Origin of the sequence: Micromonospora maritima (assembly GCF_902825405.1) — a bacterium.
GTDB lineage: Bacteria > Actinomycetota > Actinomycetes > Mycobacteriales > Micromonosporaceae > Micromonospora > Micromonospora maritima.
Genome location: NZ_CADEAU010000347.1, coordinates 1 through 5,768, shown reverse-complemented (window position 1 = coordinate 5,768; position 5,768 = coordinate 1). Strand labels below are relative to the sequence as shown.

At 74.3% G+C, this 5,768-nt stretch carries 6 protein-coding genes and 1 pseudogene; 4 read left to right on the top strand and 3 right to left on the bottom strand.

The window, feature by feature from the left end; all coding sequences use genetic code 11:
- Positions 1-265: 265 nt before the first annotated feature.
- Both HUW36_RS24000 and HUW36_RS23995 read left to right on the top strand, forming a co-directional pair.
- Positions 266-634 carry a VOC family protein gene (locus HUW36_RS24000; RefSeq protein WP_174530250.1) on the top strand — a complete coding sequence of 123 codons (369 nt, stop codon included), beginning with the start codon at positions 266-268 and terminating at the stop codon, positions 632-634.
- A 37-nt stretch (positions 635-671) separates the two neighbouring features.
- On the top strand, positions 672-1,673 hold the full coding sequence (locus HUW36_RS23995) for an ADP-ribosylglycohydrolase family protein (RefSeq protein WP_174530249.1): 1,002 nt from the start codon (positions 672-674) through the stop codon (positions 1,671-1,673).
- A gap of 19 nt (positions 1,674-1,692) precedes the next feature.
- Here HUW36_RS23995 and HUW36_RS23990 read toward each other — a convergent pair whose 3' ends face one another.
- The 3 genes and pseudogenes from HUW36_RS23990 to HUW36_RS23980 form a co-directional block, all read right to left on the bottom strand.
- A complete protein-coding gene (locus HUW36_RS23990; RefSeq protein ID WP_246248303.1) occupies positions 1,693-2,556 on the bottom strand; it encodes a carotenoid biosynthesis protein in 864 nt (287 codons plus the stop codon).
- Positions 2,553-3,107 carry a GNAT family N-acetyltransferase gene (locus HUW36_RS23985; RefSeq protein WP_174530248.1) on the bottom strand — a complete coding sequence of 185 codons (555 nt, stop codon included), beginning with the start codon at positions 3,105-3,107 and terminating at the stop codon, positions 2,553-2,555. The genes HUW36_RS23990 and HUW36_RS23985 overlap by 4 nt, the downstream gene beginning before the upstream one ends.
- Positions 3,104-3,265: pseudogene (locus HUW36_RS23980) on the bottom strand (spheroidene monooxygenase); the annotation flags it as partial. The pseudogene HUW36_RS23980 and the gene HUW36_RS23985, both read right to left, overlap by 4 nt.
- Positions 3,266-3,421: 156 nt before the next feature.
- Between HUW36_RS23980 and mtrA the strand changes: the two are divergent.
- Together mtrA and mtrB are read left to right on the top strand one after the other, a co-directional pair.
- The gene (gene mtrA, locus HUW36_RS23975; RefSeq protein WP_091581585.1) at positions 3,422-4,111 is read left to right on the top strand and encodes an MtrAB system response regulator MtrA; all 690 of its coding nucleotides are present in this window, start codon (positions 3,422-3,424) and stop codon (positions 4,109-4,111) included.
- A gap of 16 nt (positions 4,112-4,127) precedes the next feature.
- Positions 4,128-5,768: MtrAB system histidine kinase MtrB (gene mtrB, locus HUW36_RS23970; protein WP_425487261.1), on the top strand; the 1,641-nt coding region annotated here is incomplete at its 3' end.

Genomic DNA, 5,768 nt, shown 5'->3' with positions numbered 1-5,768 from the left:
ACACGACGCTCTTCCGATCTTCCCGCCGGCCGGTGGGCGGGCACCGACGTCGGCCGAGGTGGCCGCCCGGGTCCGCCGGGTCTGGGACCGGCTCGGCTTCCCCCGTCGCCGGCTCGCCGAGCAGGTGGTGGTCACCCCCGCGTGCGGACTGGCCGGCGCGACCCCGGCGTACGCCCGGGCGGTCCTGACCGCCTGCCGGGACGCGGGGCGGCGGCTCGCCGAGGAGTGACGTTTCCCGTCGTACCCCGGGGGCAGGATGACCGGCATGATCGGACGACTGCGTTCCACGGTGATCGACTGCCCCGACCCGCGTGCGTTGGCCGGCTTCTACGCCGAGCTGCTCGGCCTCCCGGTGATCGAGGAGAGTTCCGACGGGGACGACTGGGTGGTGCTCGGCGGCCCGCCCGGGCACCAACCCCGCCTCGCCTTCCAGAAGGCGCTCGACCTGCGCGCCCCCGCGTGGCCCGACCCGGAGCGTCCGCAGCAGTTCCACCTGGACGTGACGGTGGACGACATCGAGGCGGCCGAGAAGGCGGCGTTGGCGCTTGGGGCGCGGCGGCTGCGCGGTGAGGGCGACGGCTGGCGGGTCTACGCCGACCCGGCCGGGCACCCGTTCTGCCTCTGCTGGGACTGACCGGCCCGGGCTTGCGCGGCCCGGGCATGATCGCCACGTGACCGCCTCCACCCTCCGACGTGCCGCCGGGTCGCTCTTCGGTCTGGCCTACGGCGACGCCCTGGGCAAGCCCACCGAGTTCCTCACCGTCACCGAGATCGTCCGGCGCTACGGCCCGGCCGGTCCGCGCGAGCTGGAGGGCGATCCGGCGCTGGTCACCGACGACACCCAGATGGCGCTGGCGGTCGCGTGGGCGGTGCACGACGCGCCGGCCCTCACCGCGGAGGCGGTGGAGCCGCTGCTGCGGCGACGCTTCCTCGACTGGGCGGCCAGCCCGGAGAACAACCGCGCCCCCGGCATGACCTGCCTGCGGGCCTGTGCCGAGCTGAGCCGGGGCACCCGCTGGCAGGAGGCCACGGTGGCCGGCTCCAAGGGGTGCGGTGCCAACATGCGGGTCACGCCGGTCGGGCTCCTCGACGTCGACCTCGACACTCTCGCCGGGCTGGCGCAGCTCCAGGCCGGCCTGACCCACGGCCACCCGACCGCCCTGGCGGCCAGCGAGCTGACCGCGTACGCGGTCCGGCTGCTGCGCGACGGCGCGGCGCTGCCGGAGCTGCCCGGCCTGCTCACCGAGCGGGCTCGCGAGCAGCGCACGGTCTACCGGGACGACTGGCTCGGCGACCTGTGGCAGCGGCCGGGGGAGCGCAGCGCGGCCGAGTTCGCGGCCCGGGGCTGGGACGACTGCCTGCGGGTGCTGGGCCGGCTGGAGGCGGCGCTGGCCCGCCCCGACGACGGCGGCGACCCGTGCCGGCTCACCGGCGAGGGGTGGATCGCCGAGGAGGCGCTGGCCACCGCGCTGCTCTGCGCGTTGCGGCACCCGGACGATCCGGTCGGCGCGCTGGCCCGGGGCGCCACCACCGCCGGCGACTCGGACTCCATCGCCGCGCTGGCCGGCGCGTTCGTCGGGGCCGCCCACGGGACGGCGGCCTGGCCGGCCGGGTGGGCCGACCGGATCGAGTACGCCGACCAGCTCGCCGCGCTCGCCGCCGCGCTCGACTGAGCGGCCGTCGTCCGCCGGCTCAGGTGGCCAGGTGGGGCAGCCGGCGGACGCCGCGCCAGAGGTCGGGGTCGCAGGTGCCGGCGCGGTCGGCGAACGCGTCCAGCGGCACCGGGATCGGCTCGCTGACGTCGAGGAAGCTGTCGTGGTCCGCGCCCGGGTCCCAGCTCCGGGTCGGGATCGGCAGGTGGTCGTCCCGGTCCGACTTGTCCTGGCTGGTGATCTTCAGGACGTCGGCGTCCCGGCCGTCGACCCGGTCGACGGAGGCCCCGGCGAGCGGCCGCAGCGCGGCGGCGAGCAGCACCGCGAAGCCCAGCCAGCCCAGGTAGTTGCTGACCGGGATGCCGGGTAGCCCGGGCAGCGCCGGGGTGGCGTCGCGCCAGGTCCAGTAGCCCTCGGCCACCATCTGCGGGTCGAGGAACAGGTCCCACGCGGCCAGCCCCACCGCCGCGAGCGCGACCCGTGCAAGGAGGGGCCCCTTCTTAACGCCTCCGGTAGAGGAAGGGCCCCCTCCTAACACCTGGGTGAGCCGGACCGCGGTGAGCCACGCCGGCCAGGCCATCCACGTCCAGGCCAGCGGGATGATCAACGGCACGCCGGCCAGCTTCGGGCCCAGTTCGCCGGAGTAGTCGTAGCTGCCGAACGGGAACCCGGTGGCCACGCCGAGCGCCTCGACCGCGAACCCGCCGCCGGTCGCGACCGCGACCAGCGCGGCGGCGGCCCGGGTGCCCCGGGTGAGCAGCGCGTGGCCGACGGAGAGCAGCCAGCCGAGCACCACGGTGGCCACGGTCAGCCCGGCCCGGGTCGCGCCGCCGGTGAGCGGGTAGCAGATCTGGGCGAGGACCAGCACGGCCAGCAGCGCCCAGGGCAGCCGTACCCTTCTCACGGCTGGTCCGGCGCGGGCAGTGGCAGGTCCCGGCCGAGCACGCCGAACGGCCGCTCGTCACCGGGGAAGTGGAAGTGCCGCAGGACGTCGGTGAAGCCGAACCGGCGGTAGAGCCGCCAGGCCCGGGACGTCTGCTCGTCGGCCTCGGGGGTGGACAGGAGGGTGGTGTCGCCCTCGGCCATGGCGAGCAGCGCGCGCAGCTGGCGGGCCCCCACACCGTGCCCCTGCGCGGGCGGGCGCACGTGCAGCTCGACCACCTCGAACGGGTGGGTCAGCCAGCGCTGTCGGGCCGGCGGGGTCAGCGCCCGCAGCACCTGGTCGTGCCACCACTGCCCGCTGGCGCCGAGGTAGCCGTACCCGAAGCCGGCCAGGTGTCCCTCGGTGGTCAGGCTGGCGACGGCGCGGAACCCCGGCCGGCGGACGTGGGTGGCGATGTAGCCGCGCCGGGCCTCCAGCAGGTCGGGGCGGTAGCCCATCGCCTCGCCGTAGACGGCCACCACGTCGTCCAGACGCCGGACCAGGTCGTCCGGCGTCCACCGCACCAGCCTCATGCGTTCCCTCTCGCCGAGTCGGGGTCGCCCTCGGCGGCGACCCAGCCGAGCACCCCACGGTCACCGACCACGTCGCCCACCGCGAACCGCGCGAACAGTTCCTCCGCGTACCAGCCCTCGGTGGGGGTACGGGTGATCGCGGCGCCCGGGGGATCATGGTTGCACGACGGGTCCGCATCCGGTTGACCCGTCCGTCGCGGCACGCCACGCTGGGCGGCCACGCCGTCGGCTGTGGTGCGCGGGCGCGCTCGGCGCTACCGTGCCCGTGAAGACGCCGAACCCTCCGAACGAACGGGGATGGAACGATAAACCCCATGAGAGCCCGGGTACTCGTGGTCGACGACGACCCCGCCCTCGCCGAGATGCTCGGCATCGTGCTGCGCAGCGAGGGCTTCGTGCCGTCCTTCGTCGCGGACGGAGAACGCGCACTTGCCGCGTTCCGCGACAGCCGGCCCGACATCGTCCTGCTCGACCTGATGCTGCCCGGCATGAGCGGCATCGACGTGGCCCGCGCGATCCGGTCCGAGTCCGGCGTGCCCATCGTGATGCTGACCGCCAAGAGCGACACCGTCGACGTGGTGCTGGGGCTGGAGTCCGGCGCCGACGACTACGTGGTCAAGCCGTTCAAGCCCAAGGAGCTGGTGGCCCGGATGCGGGCCCGGCTGCGCCGCGGCGAGGACGTCGCGCCGGAGCTGCTCACCATCGGGCCGCCGGGCAACCAGATCACCATCGACGTGCCGGCGCACACGGTCAGCCGGGACGGCGAGGAGGTGAAGCTGACGCCGCTGGAGTTCGACCTGCTGGTCGCGCTGGCCCGCAAGCCGCGCCAGGTGTTCACCCGCGAGGTGCTGCTGGAGCAGGTGTGGGGCTACCGCCACGCGGCCGACACCCGCCTGGTGAACGTGCACGTGCAGCGGCTCCGGGCCAAGATCGAGCCGGATCCGGAGCGACCCGAAATCATCCTGACCGTTCGGGGCGTGGGCTACAAGGCAGGCACCGGATAGCCTGGTCAGCACTGTGGTGACCACCCCGCTGCCCGACCCGCCGACCGCCGCGTCCCGCCGGCCATCCGCCGCGTGGGCGCTGTGGCGCGTCCTGGCCGGCCGGTCGACCCGGTTCGCCGCCGGGGTGCATCAGGCGTGGCGGCGGTCGCTCCAGGTCCGTGTGGTCACCATCACACTTGTGGCGTCCAGTCTGCTGGTGGGCGGTTTCGCCTACCTGATCGCTGACAAGATCACCAACATCCTGCTGGAGAACGCCGAGACCGACGTGCGGGCCCGGCTGAGCAACGGCAGCGAGTACGCGGCGAAGCAGTTCAACCTCTACAGCCAGCCGCAGGAGGCGCAGCTCCAGGACACCATCGACGGCACGGTCAACTACCTCGCCGGTGGTGACCCGGCGCAGACCAGCGGGGTGGTGGTGGCGATCACCGCCGACAACTTCGCCGAGTTCATCGAGCCGCGCACCTCCCCGGACGTGCCGGTGCGCCCGGTGATCGGCGACGAGCTGCGGGCCGCCGTCTCGTCGGGCAAGGTCGCCCACCAGATCCGCACTGGCACGCTCGGCGGCGAGCGGACGAAATACCTGGTCTACGGCTCCCCGGTGCCGACCCGGTTCGGGCAGGTAGAGCTCTACTACCTCGTACCCCTGGCCCGGCAGGACAGCACGGCGGCCGACGCCCGGTCCACGGTGGTGGCCACCGGGGTCGCGCTGGTGCTCCTGCTCGGTCTGCTGGCGGCCCTGGTCACCCGCCTGGTGGTGACCCCGGTACGGGTGGCCGCGCGCACCGCCCAACGCCTCTCCGCCGGCCTGCTCGACCAGCGCATGGTGGTCTCCGGCGAGGACGACCTGGCCCTGCTCGCCGCCTCCTTCAACCAGATGGCGACCAACCTGCAACGGCAGATCCTCCGGCTGGAGGAGATGTCCCGGCTGCAACGCCGGTTCACCTCTGACGTCTCGCACGAGCTGCGCACCCCGTTGACCACGGTCCGAATGGCCGCCGACCTGATCTTCGCCGAGCGGGACGAGTTCGACCCGGCGGTGGCCCGCAGCGCCGAGCTGCTCCAGGCGGAGCTGGACCGGTTCGAGGAGCTGCTCACCGACCTGTTGGAGATCAGCCGCTTCGACGCCGGCTTCGCGGTGCTGGACAGCGAGCCGACCGACCTGGTGCCGGTGGTGCACCGGGTGACCGAGCGGCTGGCCGGGCTGGCCGAGCGGGTCGGGGTGAGCATCGAGGTGGACCTGCCGGACACGCCGGTCATCGCCGAGGTCGACCCGCGCCGGGTCGAGCGGGTGCTGCGCAACCTGGTCGGCAACGCGGTCGAGCACGGCGAGGCCAAGCCGGTGCGGATCACCCTGGGCATGGACCAGAGCGCGGTGGCGATCACGGTGCGGGACCACGGCGTGGGCCTCAAGCCGGGCGAGGAGAAGCTGGTCTTCAACCGGTTCTGGCGCGCCGACCCGTCCCGGGCCCGGCAGACCGGGGGCACCGGGCTGGGCCTGTCGATCAGCCTGGAGGACGCCCGGCTGCACGGGGGCTGGCTGGAGGCGTGGGGCGCGCCGGGGCAGGGCGCGCAGTTCCGGCTCACCCTGCCGGCCCGGGCCGGGGACCGGCTCACCACCTCGCCGCTGCGGCTCGTGCCCGCCGACGCCACCCTGCCG